Here is a 23,055-nt window from a genome sequence, read left to right as displayed (position 1 = left end):
GTGGCCTTCCTCGCCGTGGCAGTCGTGGCGGTTGCCTTGCTCACCGCCGCCCTGTTCCCGGCATCCCCCGAACCGGTGGCCCTCTTCACCGTGCCCGTCGCGCCGGTGGCCTTGTTCGCCGCGCCGGTCACCCTCTCCACCAAAACCGTCGTAGCGGGGGCCTTCCTTACCGTGGCCGTCGCGCTGGTGACCTTCCTGGCCGTGCCCGTCGCGGCGGCGGCCTTTCTCGGCGTTGCCGTCGCGACGGTCACCTTCCGCACCGCGCCGCTCGGCTCCTTCGCCACGCCCGTCACGCCGGTCGGCCTCTTCGCCGCGGCCCTCGTAGCGGGGGCCTTCTTCGCCGTGGCCTCCGCGCCGGTGGCCTTCCTTGCCGCGACCGTCCTGGTGGCGGCCTTCTCCGTAGGGGTCTGCTTCGCCGTGCTCGCTCTGGCGGTGGTCTTCCTGGCAGCCTGCTTGCCCTGGGCGGTCTCCGCCGCCCGGGTGTTCTTCCCGGCCCCGGCGGCGGTGCTCTTCCTCACGGCGTCACGCGCCCCGGCCGCCCGCACCCCCACCGACACAGCGCCCCTGCCCCCACCATCCCCGCGTCGTGGCTGTGTCAGCCAGGCCACCGCCGCTCCCGTCAGGGCCACCGGCCACTCGACCAGGCCGGCGACGCCCAGTACCCCGGCGCCCGTGTACACGACCGCGCGGCGTCCGCGTGGTGACACGGCCCCGATCCTGTCCAGCGCGCCCTCGGCGGCCCTGCCGACCGTCTCGGCGCCCGGCACCTTCCGCAACGCGGAAACGGCCGCGTGCAGCGGCCGTGGGAGCGTCTGCGCCGACTTCTGCTCAGCCATGGCTGTTCGTCCTCGCCCTGTGCGTGCTGTCGAAACCCTGGAACATCACCTTCCGTATATATCCGGAATTTCGCACTTCGAGCACTCACCCCGAGGACATCACCCCGCACCGCACGGTCGCGGCACCCGCTTTCCGCTCCCAGATGGTCCAGACCTCTTGACGAAAGGTCTGGACCACAGCACTGTCATGCCTACAACACCTCACCGCACCCCCACCGGGAGGCCCGGCATGATCCGCCGCAAGTTCCGTCTACTGGCCGCCGCGCTCGCGGCCACCGTCCTCACCCCACTGGGGACGGCCACCGCGTCCGCCGCTCCCCCGGCCGCGCCCGCCGCCGACACCTGCGCCCTGAAGGGGAAGCCCGCCGGCAAGGTCCTCCAGGGCTACTGGGAGAACTGGGACGGCGCCGCCAACGGCGTGCACCCGCCCTTCGGTTGGACGCCCATCACCGATCCCGACATCGCCGCCCACGGCTACAACGTGATCAACGCGGCCTTCCCGGTGATCCGTTCCGACGGAACGGCCCTGTGGGAGGACGGCATGGACGCGGGCGTGAAGGTGGCGACCCCGGCGGAGATGTGCGAGGCCAAGGCGGCCGGACAGACGATCCTGCTCTCCATCGGCGGCGCGACGGCCGGCATCGACCTCAACTCCACCGCCGTCGCCGACCGGTTCGTCGACACGATCGTGCCGATCCTCCAGGAGTACAACTTCGACGGCATCGACATCGACATCGAGACCGGCCTGTCCGGCAGCGGGGACATCGGCCAACTCTCCACGTCCCAGGCCAACCTGATCCGCATCATCGACGGCGTCCTGGACCGCATGCCGTCGGACTTCGGCCTCACCATGGCCCCGGAGACCGCCTACGTCACCGGCGGCAGCGTCACCTACGGCTCGATCTGGGGCGCGTACCTGCCGATCATCAAGAAGTACGCGGACAACGGCCGCCTGTGGTGGCTGAACATGCAGTACTACAACGGCAGCATGTACGGCTGCTCCGGCGACTCCCACGAAGCCGGCACGGTGCAGGGCTTCACCGCCCAGACCGACTGTCTGGACCAGGGTCTGGAGATCCAGGGCACCACGATCCGGGTGCCGTACGACAAGCAGGTCCCGGGCCTGCCCGCCCAGCCCGGCGCGGGCGGCGGCCACCTGGCACCGTCCCAGGTCGCCGAGGCCTGGAACCACTACGACGGCGCCCTCAAGGGCCTGATGACCTGGTCCGTCAACTGGGACGGTGCCCAGAACTGGACCTTCGGCGACAACGTGAAGTCACTCCAGGGCCGCTGACGCCCGACGCGAAGGCCCCCGGATCGCCAAAGGCCCACCCCTCACCCGAGCGAGTCGGGCGAGGGGCGGGCCGGTGGGCGCGGAGCCCCGGACCTCCGACGGCGGAGGTCAGCAGCCGACGAGCCTCGAAGCGAGGTACCCCTCGATCTGGTCCAGCGACACGCGTTCCTGCTTCATCGTGTCCCGCTCCCGCACGGTCACCGCGTTGTCGTCCAGCGTGTCGAAGTCGACCGTCACGCAGAACGGCGTACCGATCTCGTCCTGGCGCCGGTAACGCCGCCCGATCGCGCCCGCGTCGTCGAACTCGATGTTCCAGTTCTGCCGCAGCGCCTGCGCGAGCCCCTTCGCCTTCGGCGACAGCTCCGGGTTGCGGGACAGCGGCAGCACCGCGACCTTCACCGGGGCCAGCCGCGGGTCGAGCCGCAGCACCGTGCGCTTCTCCAGCTTGCCCTTGGCGTTCGGCGCCTCGTCCTCGATGTACGCGTCGAGCAGGAAGGCGAGCATCGCCCGGCCGACACCGGCCGCCGGCTCGATGACGTACGGCGTCCAGCGCTCGCCGGCCTCCTGGTCGAAGTAGGAGAGGTCCTGGCCGGAGGCCTTCGCGTGCGAGGACAGGTCGTAGTCCGTGCGGTTGGCGACACCCTCCAGCTCGCCCCACTCGCTGCCGCCGAACTGGAAGCGGTACTCGATGTCGGCGGTGCGCTTGGAGTAGTGGGAGAGCTTCTCGGCCGGGTGCTCGAACCAGCGCATGTTCTCCTCACGCATGCCGAGCCCGGTGTACCAGCTCCAGCGCTGCTCCATCCAGTACTCCTGCCACTTCTCGTCCTCGCCCGGCTTGACGAAGAACTCCATCTCCATCTGCTCGAACTCGCGGGTGCGGAAGATGAAGTTGCCGGGCGTGATCTCGTTGCGGAAGGACTTGCCCATCTGGGCGATGCCGAAGGGCGGCTTGCGGCGCGAAGTGGTCTGCACCTGGGCGAAGTTGGTGAAGATGCCCTGGGCGGTCTCGGGCCGCAGATAGGCGACGGAGCCGCTGTCCTGGGTCGGGCCGAGGTGGGTGGAGAGCAGGCCGGAGAACTGCTTGGGCTCGGTAAAGGTGCCCTTGTTGCCGCAGTTGGGGCAGTTGAGGTCCGCGAGGCCGTGCTCCGGGGCGCGGCCCTTCTTCTCCTCGTACGCCTCCTCCAGGTGGTCCGCGCGGAACCGCTTGTGGCAGGAGGTGCATTCGGTCAGCGGGTCCGTGAAGGTGGCGACGTGACCGGAGGCCACCCAGACCTCGGGGGCCAGGATCACGGAGGAGTCGAGACCGACGACGTCCTCGCGCGAGGTGACCATGTAACGCCACCACTGGCGCTTGAGGTTCTCCTTCAGCTCGACACCCAGCGGACCGTAGTCCCAGGCGGCGCGCTGACCGCCGTAGATCTCACTGCAGGGGAATACGAAGCCACGGCGCTTGCTCAGGCTGACGATGGTGTCGATCTTGTCGGCGGCCACGGTGCTCTCTTCATTACGACGACGGGCGACGAAGCGAGTTGCTTCCAGAGAATGCTTCAGGTTACCGGCGCGGGTCACCCCACGACCAAATCGGGGGCGGCCAACCCCGGAGCGGATGCTTGTTGACAACGGTTTCCATATTTGTTGAAAATGAGTGTCATGAACGTACGACGACACCACATATCCGGCATAGCAGTCACCGCGGTCGCCGCGCTCGGCCTCGGGACCCTTTCCGCCTGCTCGGGCGACAGCGAGGCGGCGGGCAACACGGACAAGTTCGACGTTGTCGCGTCGTTCTACCCGATGGCCTTCCTCGCCGAGCAGATCGGCGGCGACCACGTCAACGTCACCAGTCTGACCCGGCCCGGCCAGGAGCCGCACGACCTGGAGATCAGCGCCAAGCAGCGCGCACAGCTGGAGGAGACGGACGCCGCGCTCTTCCTCAAGGGCCTCCAGCCCTCCGTCGACGAGGCCATCGCCCAGTCCGGCACCAAGACCAAGATCGACGCGGCCACGCTGACCTCGCTCGAGGAGCACGGCTCCGAGGTCGGCGGCCACGCGGCCGAGCACGAGGACGAGCACGCCGAGGACGAGCACGCCGACGACGAAGGCGAGCACGCCGACGACGAGGACGGCCACGACCACGGCGAAGAGGGCGGCCTCGACCCCCACATCTGGCTCGACCCGGTCAAGTACACCGAGGTCGCCGAGGGCGTCGGCAAGGCCTTCGAGAAGGCCGACCCCGACCACGCCGCCGACTACAAGAAGAACACCGAGGCCCTGGTCGGCAGGCTCGGCGAGCTGAACACGAAGTTCGAGACCGGGCTGAAGGACACCAAGACCAAGGTCTTCATCACCACGCACGCCGCCTTCGGCTACCTCGCCGAGCGCTACGGCCTCATCGAGGAGGCCATCAGCGGTCTCAGCCCCGAGTCCGAGCCCAGCGCCGCCCGGATCAAGGAGCTTGAGAAGATGGCCAAGGCCGACGGTGTGACCACCGTCTTCTACGAGACGCTCGTCAGCGACAAGACCGCCAAGACGGTCGCCCGGGACGCGAGTCTCAAGACGGACGTGCTCGACCCGATCGAGGGCATCACCGACCAGTCCCGCGGCGACGACTACTTCCAGGTCATGGAAGCCAACCTCAAGGCCCTGCAAACGGCCCTGAACGCCAAATGACCGACCCGACCCACCGGAGGGTGGCATGACCGAGCCCGTCATATCGTTGCGCGGTGTCCGCGCCGAACTCGGCTCACGCCCCGTCCTGCGCGGCATCGACCTCACCGTGCGCCACGGTGAGGTCGTCGCGCTGCTCGGCGCCAACGGGTCGGGCAAGTCCACGGCCGTGCGCACGGTCATCGGCCAGGTGCCCGTGACCGCCGGGGAGATAGAACTCTTCGGCACCCCGCTGCGCCGCTTCCGCGACTGGGCGCGCGTGGGCTACGTCCCGCAGCGCACCACGGCCGCGGGCGGCGTCCCCGCGACGGTGACCGAGATCGTCTCCTCCGGCCGCCTGTCCCGGGCCCGCTTCGGCATCCTGCGCAAGGCCGACCACGAGGCCGTACACCGGGCCATTGAGCTGGTCGGCATGGCGGACCGGGCCAAGGACTCCGTGAACGCCCTCTCCGGCGGCCAGCACCAGCGGGTGCTGATCGCCCGCGCGCTCGCCTCCGAACCCGAACTGCTGATCATGGACGAGCCGATGGCGGGCGTCGACCTGGCCAGCCAGGAGGTGCTGGCCGCGACGCTGCGCAAACAGGTCGCGGACGGCACCAGCGTCCTGCTCGTACTGCACGAGCTGGGCCCGCTGGAGCCCCTGATCGACCGGGCCGTGGTGCTCCGCGACGGCTGCGTCACGCACGACGGACCGCCCCCCGAGGCGGTCGGCCAGCACGCGCTGCCCGGCCACGACCACGTGCACCCGCACGCACCGTCGGGCGCCGAACCGATCCGCACGGGACTGCTGAGCTGATGGAAATCCTGAACTACGCCTTCATGCAGCGGGCGCTGCTCGCGGCCGTCCTGGTCGGCATCACGGCCCCCGCCGTCGGCATCTACCTCGTCCAGCGCCGCCAGGCCCTCATGGGCGACGGCATCGGCCACGTGGCGATGACCGGCGTCGGTCTCGGCTTCCTGCTCTCCTGGTCCCCGGTGTGGATGGCGACCCTGGTCTCCGTGCTCGGCGCGGTCCTCATGGAGCTGATCCGCTGGTACGGCAGAACCCGCGGCGACATCGCCCTCGCCATGCTCTTCTACGGCGGCATGGCCGGCGGTGTGATGTTCATCAACCTCGCGCCGACGGGCTCCAGCGCCAACCTCACCTCGTACCTCTTCGGCTCGCTGTCGACGGTGAGCGAGTCCGACGTGACGGCGATCTGCCTGCTGGCCGCGTTCGTGGTGCTGGTCACCCTCGGCCTGCGCCGCCAGCTCTTCGCGGTCAGCCAGGACGAGGAGTTCGCCCGGGTCACCGGACTGCCGGTGCGCGCGCTGAACCTGCTGACGGCCGTCACGGCGGCGGTGACGGTGACGGTCGCGATGCGCGTCGTCGGACTGCTGCTGGTGTCGGCGCTGATGGTGGTCCCGGTGGCCGCCGCGCAGCAGCTCACCCGCAGCTTCGCCGCCACCTTCGCGATCTCCGTCGCGCTCGGCGTGACCGTGACCATCGGCGGCACGGTCACCTCGTACTACCAGGACGTGCCGCCCGGCGCGACCATCGTGCTGCTCACCATCGGCGCGTTCGTCCTGCTGACCGTGCTGGCAGCGCCGCTCGCCCGGCGACGCGCGCGGACGCTCGCCGCCGCGCAGCCCGCCGAGGATCCGGCGGAGTGCAGGATTCCGGCCATCAGGGGGGCCACCGACGAGACCGGCGTCTGACCGCCGGCCGACCGGGCTGGCACAATGGCCCGGCAAGCCGCCAGACGTGAGGAGGAATCCAGTGACGACCGCTGGACCGCCCGTGAAGGGCCGCGCCACCCGGCAGCGGGCCGCCGTGTCGGCGGCCCTCCAGGAGGTCGAGGAGTTCCGCAGCGCACAGGAACTCCACGACATGCTCAAGCACAAGGGCGACTCGGTCGGGCTCACCACGGTCTACCGCACCCTGCAGTCCCTCGCCGACGCCGGAGAGGTCGACGTTCTGCGCACCGCCGACGGCGAGTCCGTCTACCGCCGCTGCTCCACCGGCGACCATCACCACCACCTGGTCTGCCGCACCTGCGGCAAGGCGGTCGAGGTCGAGGGCCCCGCGGTGGAGAAGTGGGCCGAGGCCATCGCCTCCGAGCACGGCTATGTCAATGTGGCACACACGGTGGAGGTCTTCGGTACCTGCGCCGACTGCGCCTGCGGCGGCTGAGCCGCCGGGGCCGGGGCCGCGCCCCGGACCCCCTTGCCGGACGGGCTGGACCGTCCGGATCACCGGATCATTCGGTGCGGCCCTCCATGGCCAGCAGCTCCTCGTTCGGGATGGCACCGCCGAAGCGCCGGTCCCGGGAGGCGAACTCCAGGCAGGCCCGCCACAGGTCACGCCGGTCGAAGTCGGGCCACAGCACGTCCTGGAACACCATCTCGGCGTACGCGCTCTGCCAGAGCAGGTAGTTGGAGGTCCGCTGCTCGCCGCTCGGCCGCAGGAACAGGTCCACGTCCGGCATGTCCGGGTAGTACAGGTACTTCGCGAGGGTCTTCTCGTTGACCTTCGACGGGTCCAGCCGCCCGGCCCGCACGTCCTCGGCGAGGGCCTGCGCCGCGTCGGCGATCTCGGCCCGGCCGCCGTAGTTCATGCAGAAGTACAGCGTGAGCCGGTCGTTGTCCTTGGTCTGCTCCTGGGCGATCTGCAACTCCTTGGCCACCGACTTCCACAGCCGCGGCATCCGCCCCACCCAGCGCACCCGGATCCCCAGCTCGTCGAGCTGGTCCCGGCTCTTGCGGATGAAGTCCCGGTTGAAGTTCATCAGGAAGCGCACCTCGTCCGGCGACCGCTTCCAGTTCTCGGTGGAGAAGGCGTACAGGGAGATGTTCCGCACGCCGATCTCGACCGCGCCCTGGAGCACGTCGAGGACCCGCTCGGCCCCGACCTTGTGCCCCTCGGTGCGCGGCAGCCCGCGCTCCTTGGCCCAGCGACCGTTGCCGTCCATGACGATCGCCACATGCTCGGGCACCAGTTCACCGAGCCTCGGGGGCCGCGCACCGGACGGGTGCGGCTCCGGCGTCCTGTACTCCCGGCGCTGACGCCCCAGGATCGCGCGTACGGCCATGTGTCTCTCGTCTCCTCGTGCTCTACCTGTGTCTAGGACTTCTCGACGTACCGCAGGGAGCGCAGCCCGCGCTCCAGATGCCAGTGCAGATACGCGGACACCAGCCCGCTCCCCTCCCGGACGTACCGCGGCTCGCACACGTCCGCGGTCCCCCAGTCTCCCGTGAGCAGCGCACCGAGCAGCTCCAGGGCCTGCGGCGAGGGTACGACGCTGCCGGGCACCCGGCAGTCGGCGCAGACGGAGCCGCCCGAGCCGACCGAGAAGAACCGGTTCGGACCGGGCAGGCCGCACTTCGCGCAGTCCCCGAAGGTCGGGGCGTAGCCGTTCACGGCGAGGGAGCGCAGCAGGAACGCGTCGAGGACGAGGTTCGGCGCGTGCTCGCCCCGGGCGAGGGTCCGCAGCGCGCCCACCAGCAGCAGGTACTGCTGCACCGCCGGCTCGCCCTCGTGGTCGGTGAACCGCTCGGCCGTCTCCAGCATGGCGGTCCCCGCGGTGTACCGCGGGTAGTCCGTCACGATCCCGCCGCCGTACGGCGCGATGGTCTCGCTCTGCGTACACAGGGGCAGCCCGCGCCCGACCAGTTCGCTCCCCTTGGCGAAGAACTGCACGTCCACGTGGGAGAACGGCTCCAGCCGCGCCCCGAACTTCGACTTCGTCCGCCGCACCCCGCGGGCCACGGCGCGTACGCGTCCGTGACCGCGTGTGAGCAGGGTGATGATCCGGTCCGCCTCGCCCAGCTTCTGGGTGCGCAGCACGATGCCGTCGTCGCGGAACAGACTCATGGCGCCCATTCTCGCGCATGCTTCAAGGCACCTCGCCACGGCTTCGGGCGTTGGTGTACGCCGTCGCCGCGCTGAGCCGCTCGGACAGGGTGGCGTGGCGTACGTCACCCGGCTCGGCGTCCCACTCCCGGCCCCCGCCGTACGGTCGCATCTGCACGTACGGCCCCTCGTACCCCATGACGACGCCGACCCGCCCGCTGCGGGTGTCCACGGCGTGGGAACCGACCGGCATCATCGCAGCGCCGCCGTGAGCCGCCGCGCGGTCTCGACGGAGCACCGGCCCAGTTCGACGAGTGGACAGGGGGCCTCCCGCGCAAGACTCACCGGGTCGAGCCCGAGGGAGGGCAGAACAATTCCTGCCTTCACGAGTGCTGCGCGCAATTCTTCCACCACTGCCTCCGCTTCTTCGACGCAGAGCGCCGAGTGTCGTGCCTCCACGGTGTTCCCCTTCGCTTTACGGTTTCACTCTTCGTGTCCCCAGAATGCCTCTCCACGCCTACACTCGGCAGAAGTCTGCGCACTACAAGTGCCGTTCAGCGCGGGGGGATTGGTTATGGCCAACGGTTCACGTCAAGCAGCGTGGGAGTTCTTCGGCACCGAACTCAAACGCCGCCGGGAGAACGCCGCGATCACCCAAGTCGAGCTGGGTGCACGGGTATTCGTGTCCGGCGGCTACATCGGCCAGTTCGAACAGGCAATTCGTAAACCGCAACTGGACGTGGCCCAGCGGATTGACGGCGTACTGCAAACCGACGGTATTTTCGAGCGACTGTGCCGGAAGCTGATTGATGATCCGCGGTATGCGGATTACTTCGCGCACGTGGTGGAGCTGGAGCGGCTGGCCACGCGGATCTGCGAGTTCGCACCGACGGTCGTTCCGGGCCTGCTCCAGACGGAGGACTACGCCCGCGCGGTCACGATCGCCGCGAACCCATTCAAGCCGGACTCCTACGTCGACGAGATCGTCACCGCCCGACTGGAGCGGTCGCTGATCCTGAACGACGCTACACGGCCGGAGTATTGGGTGACGCTCCACGAAACCGTGCTGCGGATCCCGGTGGGCGGGCCCCAGGCGATGGCGGCCCAACTGGAGCATGTGGCACGGCTGATGCGGGAGCGCGCAGTGATGGTGACGGTGCTGCCCTACAGGTCAGGGGCGCATGCCTCCATGGGCGGGATGTTGAAGCTCATGAACTTCGAAGACGCCCCGCCAGTGGCCTATACAGAGACGGAGTACTCCGGGACACTCATCGACGATCCAGCCGTAGTGATGCACGCCCAGCGCACATACGATCTGCTCAGGGTCGCCGCGCTGTCGCCGAAGGCGTCCCTTCCCCTGATCGAATCGGCGGCGGAGGACTTTAAACGATGCGCGAGTACGACCTGAGCGACGCCCGCTGGACGAAGAGCACATACAGCAACGGCCAAGGCGGCGACTGCGTCGAGGTCGCCGCCGGAGTCACCGGCATCGTGCCGGTCCGGGACAGCAAAGCGGCCGGTGGACCGGTGATCGTCGTCGGGTCGTCGGCGTGGACGGAGTTCATACGCACCGTTGGGGCCGCCCGCTTCCTTGTCAGTGTCGTGCTTCCACGTCCCGAGTAAAGGGCGCTCCCTGCGGTCGCGTCGCCTTCGGCGATGGCCCTGCGGGCCACCCTTGACTCGGAACGCTCCAGCACGGGGAAGAAGCGTGCGGGCGGCCCGGGGGAACGGGTGGCCGACCGGCACCTGCGATCAGCCGCCCGCTGCCCCACCACCCGGCGTCGGCGCCACGCGTCAGCGCCTCGCATGCACGCCGGCCCGGCTAAGCGGCGATCGGTGAGTGGGCAGTACGGCAACGCAACAGCTCCGCCATGCGCCACGGACCGTAGTCCACATGGGCGGGGGGGGTGGCGGACCCTTCTCGAAAAGCGTGAACACTTCGGCCCGAAGTGTTCACGCTTTTCGGCACAGGTCCCCCCCCACCCTCAGCTCCCCACCCCCTCCCACCTCCGCCCCGCCTACCGGCCGCCCACCAGGCCACCCATCGGCCATCGGCCATCGGCCATCGGCCGCCCGCCCGGCACCGACCGGGCACCCGTCAACCACCCACCGGACACCCATCAACTGCCCACCGGCCGTCAGCCGCCGAGACCGCCCGGCGTGCTTGCGAGGCGCCGACGCGCCCCTCGTGCCGGGTGGCTACGCAGTCGGCGCAAGGGACCGACGGGCCCGGGACACCCGCTCTCCCCCGGCCGCCCGCACGCTTCTCACCCGTGCTGGAGCGTCCCGAGTCAAGGGTGGCCCGCAGGGCCATCGCCGAAGGCGACGCGACCGCAGGGAGCGCCCTTTACTCGGGACGTGGAAGCACGACACTGACAAGGAAGCGGGCGGCCCCACGGTCACTCCTCCAGCGGGCGGTCCTTCAACCTACGGCTTCTTCGTCCGACAGGCCGACGCCGGGGCGCACTGGGGTAATCCCCCCTGGTATTCGGGTTGTTCTCCGGATGGGGCATGGCCCAGCGAATCCGTGAGGCTCGTCGCATGACGCAACGCACCCGAATCCTCCGCAACGCCGCCCTCCTCGGCGCCACCGCCCCCGTCACCGCGTCCGCGACGAACCCGGGAGAGCCCCTCACCTGGACCACGTGCGAGGGATCGGGCCTCGTCCCCGGCAGGAGTGCACCACCCTCGAAGTCCCCATGGACTACACCGATCCCGACGGCCCCCGCATCGAGATGGCAGTCTCACGCATCCGCAGTGAGCGTCCGCAGGCCCGGCGCGGGACGCTGCTGCTCATCCCCGGCGGACCGGGCGGGTCGAGCCTCGACGACCCCTCGGGCAAGGGGCGGAAGCTGCCCAAGAGCGTCCGGGACACCTATGACCTCGTCGGATTCGCGCCGCGCGGCCTCGCGCCGTCGACCTCGGTGAGCTGCGGGCTGGAGCACGGCGACCTCGCCACGTCCAGGATCCGGCCCTGGCCCGCCCCCGACGGCTCGATCGACGGCAACCTCGGCACCGCCCGGCGGATTTCCGACGCCTGTGCCGAGAACGGCGGCGAGCTGATCCGGCACCTCAGCACCGCCAACGCGGAGGCTCTCCGCGTGGGGGATGTCGTACGGGACGTATGTCGGTGCCGTGTACGCGCAGTTGTTCCCAGGGCACACCGACCGGCTCGTGCTGGACAGCAACGACGACCCCGACCCCACCCGCGTCGCCCGCGCCTGGCTCGCCGGGCACGAGCAGGGCGTGGAGGACACCTTCCCGGAGTTCGCGGCCTGGGCGTCGAGGCCCGGCAACCCCGACCGGGTGGCGCGGCGGGCCGCCGACGTACGGCCGCTGTTCCTGCGGCTCGCCGCCCGGCTCGACCGGGAGCCGATCCCCTGGCCGGGCGCCAACCCGACGGAGCTGAACGGCAACGTGCTCCGCCAGACGATGCTGGACAGCCTCTACTCCCCGGACAGGTTCCCCACGCTCGCCCGGCTGATGCGGGCCGCCCTGAAGGGCACCGTGCCGCCCGCGCCCGAAGCGCCGCCGGAGGCCGCGTTGCAGAACGTCACCACCGTCGGGGCCGGCGTCCTGTGCAACGACGTGGCCGCGCCCACCGAGGCGGCCGTCTACGAGAAGGATGTCGCCGCAAGCCGCGCCAAGTACCCGCTCACGGCGGGCATGCCGCGCAACGCGATGCTGTGCGCCGCCTGGCCCTACCCGCCCCGCGAGGCCCCCGTACGGATCACCGGCCGCGGCCCCTCGGACATCCTGCTCGTGCAGAACGAACGCGATGTCGCCACCCCGCTCAGCGGCGCCCGGAAGCTACGGGAAGCCCTCGGCCGCCGCGCGGTCATGGTGACGGTGAACTCCACCGGCCACAACGCCCACCTCGCCAACGGCAACACCTGCGGCGACCGCACGGTCACCCACTTCCTGACAACGGGACAACGCCCGCACACGGACACCTACCGCGCCTGGAGCCACCATGTGTCCGAACCCGAGAAGGCGCTCAACTCCTGAATCCCGCAAGCCACTTCAATGCCGCGGCGAGCGAGCCGGAACCGGTAGCGGATTTGGGCGCCGGTCAGGCCCGGTCGACCATCCAGTTGCCGTCCTCCTCGGCGTCGACCCGTACCTCGAGTTCGCGCAGGCCCATGCCCGCGTCCCACAGTTCCCGGAAGCGTTTCAGCCGGTCCCGCACATACTCCTGGCGGGCGGTGAGCCGGGTTCTGACGTTGACGTCGCGGAGGTCCTGCTCGATCTCGAAGGAGACCTCCTCGTCGTAGAGGATGAAGTCGTTGGTGGTGCCCCGCTGGAGGTGCGGAGGCAGTTCGGGCAGGACGGCGGCGCGTACGTCGATGCGCCGCAGTTCCTGTTCCTCGCACAGGCGCAGCAGCCGGTCGTCGAGTTCCCGGGCGCTCTCCAGCAGGAACAGCCGGCGTACCGAGACGCCCTGTTCGTCGATGGCCGCCTGCTGGGCGTCGAGGTAGCGGCCGGCCGGCTCGCTGTTCCAGAACTCCCGGTCGACGGAGGTGCTGGTGGCGCAGATGGACTGCTCGGCGGCGCGGGTGAGGGTGAGCATCCAGTCGTGGTTCTCGCCGGGGCACTCGGCGCTCAGGTTGGTGAGGTCCGCCATGTGGCCGACCACCCGGGACATCTCCAGGTGCACGAAGGTGTGCAGGATCGAGGGGCTCGGCAGCAGGACGTCGGCGAAGCCCTTGGCCAGGTCGGGCACGCTGTCGATGCGGACCGGGTCCAGTTGGGGGCGGGACCCGTCGGGCCGGTGGTCCACCTGCGTGACATGCGTCTCGACCAGTTGCTTCACGGCCTCGGTGTGCCGGGTCAGGCCGGTCCGCAGCTCGTCGTCGTACCGGCTCAGGCCCTCCCGTACGGCGGCGGTGTTCTCGGCGAGGGCGCTCTCCACCCGCCGGGTGTGCTCGTCCAGCCTCGGGCGGTCCGGGCGCGGGGCCAGTGCGAGGACGTACTGGACGAGGACGGCCGCGACGGTGAAGAGCGCGGCGACGGCGAGCTGCCGCGGTGTTCCGTCCTCCGGGCTCAGCAGTGCCGCGGTGCTCCAGGTGAGGACGCCGATGACGAGGCCGACCAGCAGCCGGCGCGCCCAGGGGGACTCCGCCCTCGGGTTTATGGGGTTGCTCTTGCGGGGCGTGTCGTCGGGTCGGGGTGACTGTGCCGTGCTCATCTCGCTTCTCCCCCCGTTGGGATGCGCGTCGGATCGGGGTGCGGTGATGTGCGTGGAAGGCGCTGGCGTCCGTTCAGGGAGCCGGTTCCACCTCCCGGTGGGATGCGGGTATGGCGTGCAGGGTGAGCTGGTCGCGGATGCGCTGCACCAGGGCCAGCCACTGCCGGGTGAAGCCGGGCCGCTCCTCCAACGGGTCCCACAGCGGGGCCAGTTCCCCGCTCACGCGGGCGCGCGGCATCCACAGGTGCAGCAGATGGTCGACGGCCGGGCGCAGCGCCCGGACGACGGTGCCGTCGTCCTGTGCGGTCCCGGAGCCCAGGCGGACGCCGTCGAGCATGCGGACCACGGTGGTGAGCAGCCAGTCGTGCAGGGCGAGGTCGGCGCAGAGCCCGGCGAGGTCGGCCGCGGCGGTGTCCTCGGGCACGCGCAGGCGTACGGTGCGCAGTTCGTCCTCGGCGAGGGTGAACCGTTCGAGGCGGGGGCCGTCGCCCGGCGGTGCGGGCAGGGCCGCCCAGCGCAGCCGGGTGGGGCGGGATCTGAAGGGCGGGCGCTGGTCGAGCAGGGGGTGGCGCAGCAGCCGGGTGAGCAGCCCGCCGGCGATCAGCCCGACATCGAGGTCGCCGCGGCGTCCGCCGTCCAGCACGCCCTGTGCGACGGCCTCGTGGGGCAGCTTGCCGAGGGGCTCGACCACTCCAGGCCGCACCAGGTACTCGCCCCAGGGCCGCCGCTGGTCGGGGCCGGTGGCGGGGAGCCGGCAGTGGGCGGAGGTCTGCAGGACGCGCCCCTCGGTGAGCGCGGCGCGGGCGGCGACGGTGCCGACGGCGCGGATCCGGGCGCCGCTGGAGCTGGGCAGGGGGCAGTCGACGCCGGTGAGGGTGTCGGGAGAACGCGCGTAGAGACCCGGGCGTTCGGAGAGCAGTACCCGTTCGTCGGCGCGCAGGCCGAGGAGCCCGGCGGCGGAGCGGATGTCGAGGGCCTGCCGGGCGGGCAGCAGGCAGGTGCGGATCTCGCCGAAGGCGAGTACGGCGCGCGGTGCGCTCTGCCGCGGCGTCATGTCAGGGCCCCGCGTAGAACACGTAGGAGACGCGGTCGGCGACCGAGTCCGGGACGGGCGTGCGCTCCCGTGCGGAGCGCTCGGCGACCTGTGCCAGCGCGCCGGGGTCGACCTCGATCTGGTCGAGGATCACGCGGACGGCGTGCTCGACGGGGAGGAACCGGGTGGGCAGCACCGAGCAGGTCCGGTAGGCGGCGAAGGGGTCGGCGCGGTCGTTGAGCCTGAGCAGGGTGGGCAGTTCGTCCCAGTCGTCGGGGAAGCCGGCCCTGGTGTGCGGCTGGGGGGCGAGGACGGCCTCGCCCGCGTCGCGCAGCAGTCCGAGGCGGGCGAGTTGCCACACGGCGGCGAGGAAGGGGCAGGACCAGGTGCGGTGTCCGTCGGCGTCCTCGCTCCACAGCTCGGCGTCGAGGAAGACGGAGTGGCGGCGGGCCGCGGTCTCCCGCGGCGGCTGCCAGACGGCGGCCCGCTTCATCGCCTGCGGGGCGCGGGCGGCGGGGCTGCGCCGGCCGTTGGCGAGCCAGCCGGTCTGTGCGGCGGGCGGGCGTCCGCCGTAGCTGCCGGGCGGCGGCGACTCGACGATGCGTCCGGCCACCGCCTCGGCGACTGGCACCTTGCCGGTGACGGCGCAGCCGGACTCGCGGGCCAGGTAGTCGACGCCCAGCCCGGCCCGCTCGGCCTCCGCGAGCAGCATGGGGACGACCTCGGCGGGGGTGGCGAAGCGGGTGAAGTAGTCGTCGATCAGGAAGCAGGTGCTGATCCGGGCGCGTCTGCCGCCCGTGCGTCCGGTGGCGGCGGCCCGCGCCGCCTCCACCCAGGGCCGCACCTCGGCGAAGTGTGCCCGCAGCCGCTCGGGTCCGGCCTCGAAGTCCTCCATGTAGAGGTGGCCCAGCTCCAGGGAGAGGTGCGCCAGCGGGAGCGACTGGGTGCGCGGCTCGGCGGCGGTCTCGCGGAACACGGCGTCGGTCATGGCCGCCCCCAGTGCGAGTCGTCCGTCAGGCGCCGGGCGATCTCCTCCAGCGCCTCCAGCGTCTCCTTGTTGGCGATCTGGGTGGAGAGCACGTCCTCCTCGGTGATCAACTGCTCGCGCCACTGGAGTATGGGCTCCAGCGGCACGATGCCGAGGACGACGCTGTCGCCGACGCGGTGCTCGGCGGCGAGCCGGCGCAGCGACTCGTCGCAGGCCTGCATCCAGGCGGCCTGTGCGGGCGAGCCCTGGGACCACAGCGGCGACTCGGGGTCGGGTACGGCGGCCCGTACGAAGCGGATGGCGGCCCGCAGGGTCTCCTCGTCGTGGCCGCGTTCGACGCCGCCGCCGATGATGCCGTGGTCCTTGTGGACCAGTCCGGAGGCGGCGACGACGTGCTGGCGGGTCCAGCGGTGGAAGACCAGCCAGCGGAAGGGGACGTTGCGCATCCGGGGGTGGGCGGTGGCCGCGAGGACCATGTCGACGGCGTAGCTGCGGCCGGCGCTGAGGTCGACGACGGTGAGGTCGAACTCGCCGTTGAGCCGCAGCAGCAGGTCGACGCACCGCTCCAGGACCTCCTCGCCGACCGCGAACTCGCCGCCGCCGGCGTCGCCGGGGAACAGCACGAGGCGGCCGGACTGGTTGGGGCGGGCGCGCAGCAGGGGGTGCTCGGTCTGCCGCCAGACATCGATCCTGGCCGGTTCGGCCGCCTCGCCCTCCAGGTAGGAGTGGAGGCCGCGTTCCTCGGTGCCGCGCGTCGCGCCGGGCACGTCGAAGACGGCGGCGGCGGTGGGCGAGCCGAAGTCGAAGTCCACGTAGGCCACGTGGTCGCCGGTGAGGGCCCGCTGATAGGCCAGGTTGGCGCTGGTCACCGAGCGCCCGGTGCCTCCCTTGTCGGAGGCGGCGAAGACGAGCACGCTCACACCTCCTGTGTGGCGGCGCCCCTGGCCTGGGCCAGGGTGTCGAGTTCCTGGAGCACGGGCAGGGCCAGTGCGAAGGCGGTCGCGGGCCGTTCGTCGACCAGGCTGCGGGCGTGGTCGAGGCGGCTCTCGATGCTCCGCATGGCTCGGGCTCTGCTGCCCTCGGCGACGGCGGACGCCTCCAGTTGCTCCTTGCCGAACAGGTGGCCGGCCTCGCTGAGCAGTTCGCGGGCCAGCGCGCCGAGTTCGGGGCTGCGGATGGGCTGCTGCATGTACAGGTTGTGGGCGGCGACGAGGCATTCGGTGACGCGCTCGGTGATGCTCCAGGACAGGCGCAGTCCGACATTGTGCGCGCCGGGGTAGACGGCCAGGACGTTGTCCCACAGGCCGGCGCCCTCCTCGTCCTCGATGCGCCGTGACCACAGGTGCTCGAAGGTCTGCTCGGACAGGCGCAGCAGGCGGTCCTGCGCGCCGATGTTCCGGGAGAGTTCGGCGAGTTGGACGGTCCGCTTGAGGAGCTGGGCCGAGAAGTCGGTCATCCGCCACAGCAGTTGCCCGCCGGAGCGTTCGGATCCGGCGAGCGGCATGGTGACGCCCGGGTTGTGCAGCCGGATGGTGGGGTCCCGCCTGGTCATGCGGCTGGTGATCCGGCCGCGGTCGGCGAGGCGCTCCATGACGGCGACGGTGCGGGTGAGGTCGTCGTCGGTCGCCTTCCGGCGGACCAGGTCGTGGACGAGGATGGCCGCGACGGTCAGGGAGAAGTACTCGGACTCCAGGCGCAGGCCGGTGGTCTGCCAGGGCAGGTCCTCCAGGGGCCAGCGGTCGGTGCCGAAGCGGGCGACGGCGGACCAGTACTGCTGGCTGAGTTCCCAGCGCAGGCGCAGTGCCTCGGCGAGTTTCTGCTGGTCGGCGTCGAGCAGGCCGAGGGTGAGGGTGCGGTCGGAGAAGAGGTCCTGGATGCCGTCGAGGGCGACGACGGTGAAGTACACGTAGGGCAGCCGGTCGGCGATGCCGACGGGCTGGCCGGGGACCTGGACGCCGAGGTCGGAGATCTCGGGCGCGTCCTTGACGATGCCCCAGGACCAGCCGCACTCGAAGAGCTGGCTCTCGTCGCGGATGCCCTCGTCGACCTGGATGCCGCGGGTGAGGCTTTCGATGATGGTGGCGCGCAGCGGGCGTAACCGGCGGGAGAACTGCTGGAGTACGAGGCGGTCGGACTGTCTGCCCTGGCCGATGACCTGGATCAGCCGCTGGCCCTGTTCGGACTCGGCGTCGAAGACGTTGACGGTGAAGGAGCGCAGCAGGCTGATCATCGCGGCGGTCAGCCGGGCGTTGGTGGCGACCCTCAGCTCGGTGATGGCCCTGAGCACCTCGGGGCGGGTCGTGGTGCCCTCGTAGACCTTGAGGAAGCCGAGGGTGGCCAGGCAGAGGGTGACGGACATGGAGTAGGAGTCGACCACGCCCAACTGGCTCTGCTCGTAGCTGATCTCGCCGTCGGGCTCGGCGGGCCGGAAGTAGTGGCCGCCGGAGAAGGTGGGGCTGTCGTCCGCCCCGGTGTGGGTGCGCATGAACTGGGTCAGCGCGGTGATCAGGTTGGGCGGGATCTCCAGCCGGCTGCCGACCGGGCCGAGGGCGCGCAGGACGTCGCGCTCGGTGGTGTCCGGCTGGTCGAGCCGGAAGGCGGGGACCTCGGTGGCCGGGTAGAGCAGGCAGAGCAGGCGTTCGGCGTCGGCGACACTGCTCAGCCCGTCGGTGTCCCCCCGGACGAGTTTCCCGCCGTCGAACGAGTGACGGGCCATGGCCTGCCAGATGTCCAGCAAATGCTGGCGTGGCTTGATCTGCATCCCCGCACCCCTCGTACAGATCCCGTTGCCCTGTGTTCAGCATGGTCCCCGTTCCTACGGGGCGGCAATCTCCGCATTGCGCCGTCCCAGGGCGAGAAGCATTCCTTCGTGTCCCGGCCGCACCATGTGGTGCAGATCGTGGATCTCCAGCTCCGCGGTGAAGGGTTCCAGGCTCTCCCTGACCCGGTTCTCGTTCACCCGGTAGGCCGGGTAGTGGTGTTCGCCGACGCGGTAGCCGACCGACTCCTTCATGAAGGCGGCGGCGAAGGGCGCGTCCTCGGTGAGCGCGTTCATGAAGCACCGCACGCCGCGGTGGAACTCGTCGGGGCACTCGGACATCGAGTCGGCGACGAAGAACATCGTCCCCAGACCCCAGCGCCGGTCTCCGTGCTCCAGGTCGAACAGATTGCCTCGCTCCACCCGGACGATCTCGCTGACCAGGGCCTTCGGTTCGACGGCGGCATAGGCGGGGGACTCGCGCAGCACTTCCCAGAACGCGTCCCACGCGGTGTCGTACCCGCCCGGGGAGACCTGCTTCTCCAGGTATTCGACATTGGGACGCGCGTATTCCAGCAGGAGCACCTTTTCGCACCAGGGCAGCATGGAAAGCGCGGGATAGAGATTCGCACCGGCGCCGACGTTGACGCCGCGCACGGAATCCGGAACGCCTCCGCCGAAACAGCGGGTGAAGTAGTCGCGCATCAACCGGACGATCAGCAGGTCGACTTCGAGCGGCGTCCGGTAGTTGTTGTCGACATACACCTCTGGGTCGAACTGCGACCAAGGTGCGTCGGCGTTGCGATCCATAGTCACCCTGCCGCGTTCCATTCGATTCCGGACAAACCCCACTGTTGTGCACGGTAGGACACCGGGACACTGCGAGACAGCCGGGAACTCGCCACTCCGCATCCGCCGGGCGCACGTCGGGCGCATCGTGGCATACCCGAACTCGCCCTTGCACGGGGGAAGTTGGAAGCTCACTCTAGCCAGAAGGAGTCACCGGCCGCCACACACCGCCTCATTCCTTCGGGTTGCGTCGCCGGTGGCTTCGAGTTGACGTCCGCACGTCCTGACTTGGGGGTTGCATGACCGCCGAACCGCTGGAACGCTCCTTGGACCGCCACGAGCAGCTCACGGAACCCGCCCCCCGCCCGGACACGCCGCTGATCCTGCGCACGGCACGGGAGTCCGACCTGCCCGAACTGCGGCGGCTGGACGAGGAGGTCTTCCAGGAGGTCGCCTACCCGGGCTTCCTGCTGCGCCAGCTCTTCGACATGTACGAGGAACACTTCCTGGTCCTCGACAACGGCCTGGGCCGGCTGCGCGGCTACGTCCTGGCCGCCACCCGGGCGCTCGGCTCGGAGAGCTGGATCCTCGGCCTGTGCGTCACCCCCGACCGGCGGCGCCACGGGCTGGGCCGGGAGCTGATGACGGAGGTTCTGACCCGGCTGCGCCGCAACGGCATCGAGGTGGTCCGCCTCACCGTGGAACCCGCCAACCTCGCCGCCATCTTCCTCTACCGCTCCCTCGGCTTCCGCCCCGAGGAGCCGGACGGCGGACTGCGCCCGGACTACTTCGGTCCTGGCATGCACCGCCAGATCATGCGGCTGGATCTCCCCCGCTAGGCCCTGCCGGGAACGCGCCCGCCAGGAGCGCACCCGTCAGGAGCGCACCCCGCTAGGAGGGCGTCCCCGCCGACTCCAGGAGGCGGGTCACGTCGTCGGAGCAGATGGTCAGGGCCGCGCCGACGGTCGCCAGGGCGTCGCGTTCGGCGGGGGTGTAGGGGCCGTCGGCCAGGGCGATCCGGGCGCCCTGGAGCAGGATGGACTCGCGGCCGACGGTGGCGAGGTGCGGGGCCAGCGGGTCCAGCGCCTCGTGCAGTTCTATGGCCAGGCCCGGCACCCGGGGTTCGTCGCGGACCCGGCCGGTGTCCGCCTCCAGCGCCTCGACCAGCGCGTCCAACTGGTCCTCGGTGCAGTCCTCGAAGCCCGCCGCGCGCACCGCGACGGCCGCCGTCTCCAGCGAGGTGCGCGAGCAGGTGCCGCCCGCGGCCAGGACCGCCAGGGCGACGGTGTGGACCGCGTCGCGGAGCATCGCGGAGAAGCGGATGGTGGTGGGGTGGTCGAGCACGTCGGTGCCGTAGTGGCGGCGGCAGGCGGCGCACTCGACGGTCGGCGCCGCCTCGCCGCGCGACAGCACGGGCACGCCGAGCAGGGTGAAGCGGCGGCGGCCGGAGAGCCGCTGGTAGTTGCGGTCGCCCCCGCAGCCGGGGCAGAAGAACTCGCCGTCGCCGACGGGCGTCCACGCGGTGCGGGTGCCCAGGATGCGTGGCAGCCGGGCAGCTCGGCTGTTTCGTCCCCGTCCAGGCAGCACGTCGCACCTCCGTAACGGCGCGACAGCATCGTCGCGCTGGCGTGATGTTAGCCACATCACCGACGCCGAGTCAGTACCCCGGACGAGACCTTTCCGTGACCTGCACAGATATATGGCCGGTATATGACGCGGTCCCGCCCGCCGTTTTCCGGCGAGCGGGACCCCAAACCACCGATTCGGCTGGTCAGCGAGCCGCGCGGTTGACGGCGGAGACGACCGCCTTCAGCGAGGCGCGCGTGGTGTTCGCGTCGATTCCGATGCCCCACAGCACCTTGTCGCCGACGGCGCACTCGATGTACGAGGCGGCCTGCGCGGAGGCGCCCTCGCTCATCGTGTGCTCCTGGTAGTCCAGCAGGCGTACGTCGATGCCGACGCCCTGCAGCGCGTGGAAGAACGCCGAGATCGGGCCGTTGCCGGTGCCGACCAGGGTGGTCTCCGCGCCGTCGACGGTGGCCTCGACGGTGAGGGTGTCGACGCCGTCGCGGTCGGTCGTGGTCTGGCCGTTCTTGACCTGCAGCCGGCCCCAGGGGTTCTCCGGGTTGGGCAGGTACTCGTCCTGGAAGACGTCCCAGATCGCCGCCGGCGTGATCTCGCCGCCCTCGGCGTCGGTCTTGGCCTGGATCAGCTTCGAGAACTCGATCTGCATCCGGCGCGGCAGGTCCAGGCTGTGGTCGTTCTTCAGGACGTAGGCGATACCGCCCTTGCCCGACTGCGAGTTGACGCGGATGACCGCCTCGTAGGAACGGCCGACGTCCTTGGGGTCGATCGGCAGGTACGGGACCGCCCACTCGATGTCGTCGACGGTGACGCCCCTGGCCGCCGCGTCGGCCTCCATGGCGTCGAAGCCCTTCTTGATGGCGTCCTGGTGGGAGCCGGAGAAGGACGTGTAGACCAGGTCGCCCACGTAGGGGTGGCGCGGGTGGACCTCCATCTGGTTGCAGTACTCCCAGGTGCGACGGACCTCGTCGATGTCGGAGAAGTCGATCTGCGGGTCGACGCCCTGCGAGAACAGGTTCATGCCCAGGGTGACCAGGTCGACGTTGCCGGTGCGCTCGCCCTGCCCGAACAGGCAGCCCTCGACGCGGTCGGCGCCGGCCATGACCGCCAGTTCGGCCGCCGCCACCGCCGTACCGCGGTCGTTGTGCGGGTGGACGGACAGGCAGACGTGCTCGCGGCGGGAGAGGTTGCGGCCCATCCACTCGAAGCGGTCCGCGTGCGTGGACGGCGTGGAACGCTCCACGGTGGCGGGCAGGTTGAGGATGATCTCGCGGCCGGGGCCGGGCCGGTAGGTGTCCATCACCGCCTCGCAGACCTCCAGGGCGAAGTCCAGCTCGGTGTCGGTGAAGATCTCGGGGCTGTACTGGTAGCCGAACTCCGTCTCGGGGCCCAGCAGTTTCTCGGCGTACTCCATGACCAGCCGGGTGCCGTCCACGGCGATCTGCTTGATGTCGTCCCTGGAGCCGCGGAAGACGACGCGGCGGAAGACCGGGGCGGTCGCGTTGTACAGGTGGACGGTGGCGCGCCTGGCGCCCTTCAGGGACTCCACCGTGCGCTCGATCAGGTCCTCGCGGGCCTGGGTCAGTACGGAGATCGTCACGTCGTCCGGGATGGCGTCCGGGTCCTCGATGATCGAGCGCACGAAGTCGTAGTCGGTCTGGCCGGAGGCGGGGAAGCCGACCTCGATCTCCTTGTAGCCCATCCTGACCAGCAGATCGAACATCGCGCGCTTGCGGGCGGGCGACATGGGGTCGATCAGGGCCTGGTTGCCGTCGCGCAGGTCGGTGGAGAGCCAGCGGGGCGCGGCGGTGATCCGCTTCTGGGGCCAGGTGCGGTCGGGGATGTCCACCTGCTCGTAGCCGCGGTACTTGGCGGTCGGCATGGGGCTGGGCTGCTGGCGGTTGGCCATGATGGCGAGGGCTCCTCGTGATGTCCGCGGTCTCTCGGCGGGGTCCGCGTGTCCGGAAGGACGGCCGACGGCACCACCAAGCTCCGCGGGGAGGGAGTCGGCCTCTACAGGCCCTCGCCGCGGCAGCTAAGGAGAAGCAGCCCGAAACGCATAGTGCCCAGCACTCTAGCCGAGCCA

At 70.6% G+C, this 23,055-nt stretch carries 21 protein-coding genes and 1 pseudogene; 9 read left to right on the top strand and 13 right to left on the bottom strand.

Annotated features, from left to right (window positions below):
- The first annotated feature begins 1,065 nt into the window (after window positions 1-1,065).
- Window positions 1,066-2,130: a chitinase gene (locus AC4IHM_RS22620; protein ID WP_490870903.1), complete on the top strand. Its 1,065-nt coding sequence runs from the start codon at window positions 1,066-1,068 to the stop codon at window positions 2,128-2,130.
- 108 nt (window positions 2,131-2,238) lie between these two features.
- Here AC4IHM_RS22620 and AC4IHM_RS22615 read toward each other — a convergent pair whose 3' ends face one another.
- The gene (locus AC4IHM_RS22615; RefSeq protein WP_490868830.1) at window positions 2,239-3,621 is read right to left on the bottom strand and encodes a glycine--tRNA ligase; all 1,383 of its coding nucleotides are present in this window, start codon (window positions 3,619-3,621) and stop codon (window positions 2,239-2,241) included.
- Between the two features lie 159 nt (window positions 3,622-3,780).
- Here AC4IHM_RS22615 and AC4IHM_RS22610 point away from each other — a divergent pair, with 159 nt between their 5' ends.
- The 4 genes from AC4IHM_RS22610 to AC4IHM_RS22595 all read left to right on the top strand — a co-directional run bounded on the left by AC4IHM_RS22610 (window position 3,781) and on the right by AC4IHM_RS22595 (window position 6,970).
- Window positions 3,781-4,800, top strand: a complete 1,020-nt coding sequence (locus AC4IHM_RS22610) for a metal ABC transporter substrate-binding protein (protein ID WP_490868829.1) — start codon at window positions 3,781-3,783, stop codon at window positions 4,798-4,800.
- Between the two features lie 25 nt (window positions 4,801-4,825).
- Window positions 4,826-5,593 (top strand): metal ABC transporter ATP-binding protein, encoded by a 768-nt coding sequence (locus AC4IHM_RS22605; protein WP_490868828.1) that lies wholly within the window; start codon window positions 4,826-4,828, stop codon window positions 5,591-5,593.
- Window positions 5,593-6,495 carry a metal ABC transporter permease gene (locus tag AC4IHM_RS22600; RefSeq protein WP_490868827.1) on the top strand — a complete coding sequence of 301 codons (903 nt, stop codon included), beginning with the start codon at window positions 5,593-5,595 and terminating at the stop codon, window positions 6,493-6,495. Before AC4IHM_RS22605 ends, AC4IHM_RS22600 begins: the two co-directional genes overlap by 1 nt.
- 61 nt (window positions 6,496-6,556) lie before the next feature.
- Window positions 6,557-6,970: a Fur family transcriptional regulator gene (locus tag AC4IHM_RS22595; RefSeq protein WP_490868826.1), complete on the top strand. Its 414-nt coding sequence runs from the start codon at window positions 6,557-6,559 to the stop codon at window positions 6,968-6,970.
- Between the two features lie 67 nt (window positions 6,971-7,037).
- Here the strand turns inward: AC4IHM_RS22595 and AC4IHM_RS22590 are convergent, their stop codons facing one another.
- From AC4IHM_RS22590 to AC4IHM_RS22575, 4 genes are read right to left on the bottom strand one after another with little or no spacing between them, the layout of a single operon-like run.
- Window positions 7,038-7,868, bottom strand: coding sequence for an isoprenyl transferase (locus AC4IHM_RS22590; protein ID WP_490868825.1), 831 nt, complete (start codon window positions 7,866-7,868; stop codon window positions 7,038-7,040).
- Between the two features lie 32 nt (window positions 7,869-7,900).
- A complete protein-coding gene (recO, locus tag AC4IHM_RS22585) occupies window positions 7,901-8,650 on the bottom strand; it encodes a DNA repair protein RecO (RefSeq protein WP_490868824.1) in 750 nt (249 codons plus the stop codon).
- A 22-nt stretch (window positions 8,651-8,672) separates the two neighbouring features.
- The gene (locus AC4IHM_RS22580; protein WP_490868823.1) at window positions 8,673-8,885 is read right to left on the bottom strand and encodes a hypothetical protein; all 213 of its coding nucleotides are present in this window, start codon (window positions 8,883-8,885) and stop codon (window positions 8,673-8,675) included.
- Window positions 8,882-9,088 (bottom strand): hypothetical protein, encoded by a 207-nt coding sequence (locus AC4IHM_RS22575; protein ID WP_490868822.1) that lies wholly within the window; start codon window positions 9,086-9,088, stop codon window positions 8,882-8,884. The genes AC4IHM_RS22580 and AC4IHM_RS22575 overlap by 4 nt, the downstream gene beginning before the upstream one ends.
- A 115-nt stretch (window positions 9,089-9,203) precedes the next feature.
- Here AC4IHM_RS22575 and AC4IHM_RS22570 point away from each other — a divergent pair, with 115 nt between their 5' ends.
- The 3 genes and pseudogenes from AC4IHM_RS22570 (at window position 9,204) to AC4IHM_RS22560 (ending at window position 12,637) form a co-directional block, all read left to right on the top strand.
- Window positions 9,204-10,037, top strand: coding sequence for a helix-turn-helix domain-containing protein (locus AC4IHM_RS22570; protein ID WP_490868821.1), 834 nt, complete (start codon window positions 9,204-9,206; stop codon window positions 10,035-10,037).
- Window positions 10,019-10,252, top strand: a complete 234-nt coding sequence (locus tag AC4IHM_RS22565; RefSeq protein ID WP_490868820.1) for a DUF397 domain-containing protein — start codon at window positions 10,019-10,021, stop codon at window positions 10,250-10,252. The genes AC4IHM_RS22570 and AC4IHM_RS22565 overlap by 19 nt, the downstream gene beginning before the upstream one ends.
- A gap of 918 nt (window positions 10,253-11,170) precedes the next feature.
- Window positions 11,171-12,637 (top strand): annotated as a pseudogene (locus AC4IHM_RS22560) (alpha/beta hydrolase).
- Window positions 12,638-12,701: 64 nt separating this feature from the next.
- Here AC4IHM_RS22560 and AC4IHM_RS22555 read toward each other — a convergent pair.
- The 6 genes from AC4IHM_RS22555 to AC4IHM_RS22530 all read right to left on the bottom strand — a co-directional run bounded on the left by AC4IHM_RS22555 (window position 12,702) and on the right by AC4IHM_RS22530 (window position 19,427).
- Window positions 12,702-13,817 (bottom strand): hypothetical protein, encoded by a 1,116-nt coding sequence (locus AC4IHM_RS22555; protein WP_490868819.1) that lies wholly within the window; start codon window positions 13,815-13,817, stop codon window positions 12,702-12,704.
- Window positions 13,818-13,890: 73 nt separating this feature from the next.
- On the bottom strand, window positions 13,891-14,871 hold the full coding sequence (locus AC4IHM_RS22550; protein WP_490868818.1) for an SCO2521 family protein: 981 nt from the start codon (window positions 14,869-14,871) through the stop codon (window positions 13,891-13,893).
- A gap of 1 nt (window position 14,872) precedes the next feature.
- A complete protein-coding gene (locus tag AC4IHM_RS22545; protein ID WP_490868817.1) occupies window positions 14,873-15,838 on the bottom strand; it encodes an SCO2522 family protein in 966 nt (321 codons plus the stop codon).
- Complete coding sequence (locus AC4IHM_RS22540; protein ID WP_490870902.1) at window positions 15,835-16,752, bottom strand: SCO2523 family variant P-loop protein; 918 nt, start codon at window positions 16,750-16,752, stop codon at window positions 15,835-15,837. Before AC4IHM_RS22540 ends, AC4IHM_RS22545 begins: the two co-directional genes overlap by 4 nt.
- Window positions 16,753-16,754: 2 nt before the next feature.
- Window positions 16,755-18,599 carry an SCO2524 family protein gene (locus tag AC4IHM_RS22535; RefSeq protein WP_490868816.1) on the bottom strand — a complete coding sequence of 615 codons (1,845 nt, stop codon included), beginning with the start codon at window positions 18,597-18,599 and terminating at the stop codon, window positions 16,755-16,757.
- 54 nt (window positions 18,600-18,653) lie between these two features.
- Window positions 18,654-19,427 carry an SCO2525 family SAM-dependent methyltransferase gene (locus AC4IHM_RS22530; RefSeq protein ID WP_490868815.1) on the bottom strand — a complete coding sequence of 258 codons (774 nt, stop codon included), beginning with the start codon at window positions 19,425-19,427 and terminating at the stop codon, window positions 18,654-18,656.
- Window positions 19,428-19,684: 257 nt separating this feature from the next.
- Here AC4IHM_RS22530 and AC4IHM_RS22525 point away from each other — a divergent pair, with 257 nt between their 5' ends.
- On the top strand, window positions 19,685-20,224 hold the full coding sequence (locus AC4IHM_RS22525; protein WP_490868814.1) for a GNAT family N-acetyltransferase: 540 nt from the start codon (window positions 19,685-19,687) through the stop codon (window positions 20,222-20,224).
- A gap of 52 nt (window positions 20,225-20,276) precedes the next feature.
- Here the strand turns inward: AC4IHM_RS22525 and AC4IHM_RS22520 are convergent, their stop codons facing one another.
- Window positions 20,277-20,972, bottom strand: coding sequence for a tellurite resistance TerB family protein (locus AC4IHM_RS22520; RefSeq protein ID WP_490868813.1), 696 nt, complete (start codon window positions 20,970-20,972; stop codon window positions 20,277-20,279).
- 184 nt (window positions 20,973-21,156) lie between these two features.
- Window positions 21,157-22,878, bottom strand: a complete 1,722-nt coding sequence (gene leuA, locus AC4IHM_RS22515; protein WP_490868812.1) for a 2-isopropylmalate synthase — start codon at window positions 22,876-22,878, stop codon at window positions 21,157-21,159.
- Window positions 22,879-23,055 lie beyond the last annotated feature (177 nt).

This window comes from Streptomyces sp. SL06, assembly GCF_058244745.1.
This window is presented reverse-complemented; position numbering and strand designations above follow the sequence as displayed.

Bases quoted from the DNA above. Each gene is read 5' to 3' on its own strand.
- AC4IHM_RS22610 (WP_490868829.1), top strand. From the start codon at position 3,781: ATGAACGTACGACGACACCACATATCCGGCATAGCAGTCACCGCGGTC.
- recO (WP_490868824.1), bottom strand. From the start codon at position 8,650: ATGAGTCTGTTCCGCGACGACGGCATCGTGCTGCGCACCCAGAAGCTG.
- AC4IHM_RS22605 (WP_490868828.1), top strand. From the start codon at position 4,826: ATGACCGAGCCCGTCATATCGTTGCGCGGTGTCCGCGCCGAACTCGGC.
- AC4IHM_RS22570 (WP_490868821.1), top strand. From the start codon at position 9,204: ATGGCCAACGGTTCACGTCAAGCAGCGTGGGAGTTCTTCGGCACCGAA.
- AC4IHM_RS22600 (WP_490868827.1), top strand. From the start codon at position 5,593: ATGGAAATCCTGAACTACGCCTTCATGCAGCGGGCGCTGCTCGCGGCC.
- AC4IHM_RS22555 (WP_490868819.1), bottom strand. From the start codon at position 13,817: ATGAGCACGGCACAGTCACCCCGACCCGACGACACGCCCCGCAAGAGC.
- AC4IHM_RS22580 (WP_490868823.1), bottom strand. From the start codon at position 8,885: ATGATGCCGGTCGGTTCCCACGCCGTGGACACCCGCAGCGGGCGGGTC.
- leuA (WP_490868812.1), bottom strand. From the start codon at position 22,878: ATGGCCAACCGCCAGCAGCCCAGCCCCATGCCGACCGCCAAGTACCGC.
- AC4IHM_RS22590 (WP_490868825.1), bottom strand. From the start codon at position 7,868: ATGGCCGTACGCGCGATCCTGGGGCGTCAGCGCCGGGAGTACAGGACG.
- AC4IHM_RS22535 (WP_490868816.1), bottom strand. From the start codon at position 18,599: ATGCAGATCAAGCCACGCCAGCATTTGCTGGACATCTGGCAGGCCATG.
- AC4IHM_RS22530 (WP_490868815.1), bottom strand. From the start codon at position 19,427: ATGGAACGCGGCAGGGTGACTATGGATCGCAACGCCGACGCACCTTGG.
- AC4IHM_RS22525 (WP_490868814.1), top strand. From the start codon at position 19,685: ATGACCGCCGAACCGCTGGAACGCTCCTTGGACCGCCACGAGCAGCTC.
- AC4IHM_RS22550 (WP_490868818.1), bottom strand. From the start codon at position 14,871: ATGACGCCGCGGCAGAGCGCACCGCGCGCCGTACTCGCCTTCGGCGAG.
- AC4IHM_RS22545 (WP_490868817.1), bottom strand. From the start codon at position 15,838: ATGACCGACGCCGTGTTCCGCGAGACCGCCGCCGAGCCGCGCACCCAG.
- AC4IHM_RS22620 (WP_490870903.1), top strand. From the start codon at position 1,066: ATGATCCGCCGCAAGTTCCGTCTACTGGCCGCCGCGCTCGCGGCCACC.
- AC4IHM_RS22565 (WP_490868820.1), top strand. From the start codon at position 10,019: ATGCGCGAGTACGACCTGAGCGACGCCCGCTGGACGAAGAGCACATAC.